This is a genomic window from Streptococcus sp. GMD1S, assembly GCF_000296875.1.
Lineage (GTDB): Bacteria > Bacillota > Bacilli > Lactobacillales > Streptococcaceae > Streptococcus.
The window spans coordinates 1-1,643 of sequence record NZ_AJQY01000359.1; the positions used below are offsets into that span (position 1 = coordinate 1).

Below are 1,643 nucleotides of genomic sequence, written 5' to 3' on the forward strand. Positions count from 1 at the left end.
ATTAACTAGCAAGTGCAACTTGCAAACTACTAGTAAGAGGAGAAAAACAAAATGGTTATGACTGACCCAATCGCAGACTTCCTAACTCGTATTCGTAACGCTAACCAAGCGAAACACGAAGTACTTGAAGTACCTGCATCAAACATCAAAAAAGGGATTGCTGAAATCCTTAAACGCGAAGGTTTTGTTAAGAACGTAGAAATCATCGAAGATGACAAACAAGGCATCATCCGTGTATTCCTTAAATACGGACCAAACGGTGAAAAAGTTATCACTAACTTGAAACGTGTTTCTAAACCAGGACTTCGTGTCTACAAAAAACGTGAAGATCTTCCAAAAGTTCTTAACGGACTTGGAATTGCTATCCTTTCAACTTCTGAAGGTTTGCTTACTGATAAAGAAGCTCGCCAAAAGAACGTTGGTGGAGAAGTTATCGCTTACGTTTGGTAAAATCTAGATACAAAGAGCGTCATGGGCAATGTGATAATAGGAAATCTGACAAAAAGTGTTAACACTCTAGGAAGATTTGTCTTTTTCACACAGACCATAGCTCGTGTTCAATTTAGCTGATTTACTGATCAGCTAAATAGAGAGTAAATTAGTTTAGGAGAAAAAGATGAAAGCTACTGAATTGAATGAAAAACTTATTGTTGCAGAAGACGCTTTGGCTGAATTGTCAAAAGATGACCTTGTATCTCTTTTATGTGAAATTGGTTATAGTCCTGCGGCTATTGATGTATTGACAGAATATCAGGAGTTTGTCAAAGCTTTTCGAAAGAAACTAGGTTTGCTCTAATCCGAATGCCCCCCGTGAAAACTGGCCATTCTGGCCTGACAATTTAACAGGAGAAAATAAACATGTCACGTATTGGTAATAAAGTTATCGTGTTGCCTGCTGGTGTTGAAATCACTAACAATGACAACGTTGTAACTGTAAAAGGACCTAAAGGAGAACTTACTCGTGAGTTCTCAAAAGATATTGAAATTCGTGTGGAAGGTACTGAAGTAACTCTTCACCGTCCAAACGATTCAAAAGAAATGAAAACAATCCACGGAACTACTCGTGCCCTTTTGAACAACATGGTTGTTGGTGTATCAGAAGGATTCAAGAAAGAACTTGAAATGCGCGGGGTTGGTTACCGTGCACAACTTCAAGGATCTAAACTTGTTTTGGCTGTTGGTAAATCTCATCCAGACGAAGTTGAAGCTCCAGAAGGAATTACTTTTGAACTTCCAAACCCAACAACAATCGTTGTTAGCGGAATTTCAAAAGAAGTAGTTGGTCAAACGGCTGCTTACGTACGTAGCCTTCGTTCACCAGAACCATATAAAGGTAAAGGTATCCGTTACGTTGGTGAATTCGTTCGCCGTAAAGAAGGTAAAACAGGTAAATAATGTTGAGTGGTTGATTTTTAACCACCAACCTATTTTCCAACTTAGTGCATAGCACACGATTTAAAACTAAAGAGGTGAAAACTGTGATTTCTAAACCAGATAAAAACAAACTCCGCCAAAAACGCCACCGTCGCGTTCGCGGAAAACTCTCTGGAACTGCTGATCGCCCACGTTTGAACGTATTTCGTTCTAATACAGGCATCTACGCTCAAGTGATTGATGACGTAGCGGGTGTAACGCTCGCAAGT

The 1,643-nt window shown here is 39.4% G+C and carries 4 protein-coding genes; all 4 read left to right on the forward strand.

Features of this window, described 5'->3' with window-relative positions; translation table 11 throughout:
- Positions 1–51 precede the first annotated feature (51 nt).
- Entirely contained in the window at positions 52–450 is a 399-nt protein-coding gene (gene rpsH, locus GMD1S_RS10280) for a 30S ribosomal protein S8 (protein WP_000245504.1), read from the forward strand.
- Positions 451–616: 166 nt separating this feature from the next.
- Positions 617–796: a hypothetical protein gene (locus GMD1S_RS10285; protein WP_000648250.1), complete on the forward strand. Its 180-nt coding sequence runs from the start codon at positions 617–619 to the stop codon at positions 794–796.
- A gap of 62 nt (positions 797–858) precedes the next feature.
- On the forward strand, positions 859–1,395 hold the full coding sequence (gene rplF / locus GMD1S_RS10290) for a 50S ribosomal protein L6 (RefSeq protein ID WP_000086626.1): 537 nt from the start codon (positions 859–861) through the stop codon (positions 1,393–1,395).
- 83 nt (positions 1,396–1,478) lie between these two features.
- Positions 1,479–1,643 (forward strand): 50S ribosomal protein L18 (locus tag GMD1S_RS10295; protein WP_008282843.1); only part of this gene is annotated, 165 nt, incomplete at its 3' end.

Coding starts and splice junctions, on each gene's coding strand:
- rpsH (WP_000245504.1), top strand. CDS start 52: ATGGTTATGACTGACCCAATCGCAGACTTCCTAACTCGTATTCGTAAC.
- GMD1S_RS10285 (WP_000648250.1), top strand. CDS start 617: ATGAAAGCTACTGAATTGAATGAAAAACTTATTGTTGCAGAAGACGCT.
- rplF (WP_000086626.1), top strand. CDS start 859: ATGTCACGTATTGGTAATAAAGTTATCGTGTTGCCTGCTGGTGTTGAA.